Origin of the sequence: Ochrobactrum sp. C6C9 (assembly GCF_022627935.1) — a bacterium.
GTDB classification, from domain to species: Bacteria; Pseudomonadota; Alphaproteobacteria; order Rhizobiales; family Rhizobiaceae; genus Brucella; species Brucella teleogrylli.
On the sequence record NZ_JABXGB010000153.1, the window covers coordinates 1 to 224 of the forward strand.

Here is a 224-nt window from a genome sequence, read left to right on the forward strand (position 1 = left end):
GGAACATTGCGGCATCCAAATGGTCGATACTCTGACAATCGTGACGCCGTCACCGCTGGAATCGAACGCGTGCGCGACGTACGAAAGGCGATCGGTTCCGATATCAGGCTTATGCTTGATTTCGGTGGCGGCATTTCTATCGCAGATACCATGCGGTTTTGTGAGCGTATCAAAGAATATGATATCGAGTTTGTGGAGGAAATCACCGATCCCGGCGACCTCGG

1 protein-coding gene is annotated in these 224 nt (G+C 52.2%); it reads left to right on the top strand.

The window, feature by feature from the left end:
- The coding region (locus HWD97_RS24465) for an enolase C-terminal domain-like protein (protein WP_371835838.1) at positions 1–224 on the top strand (224 nt) is incomplete at both ends.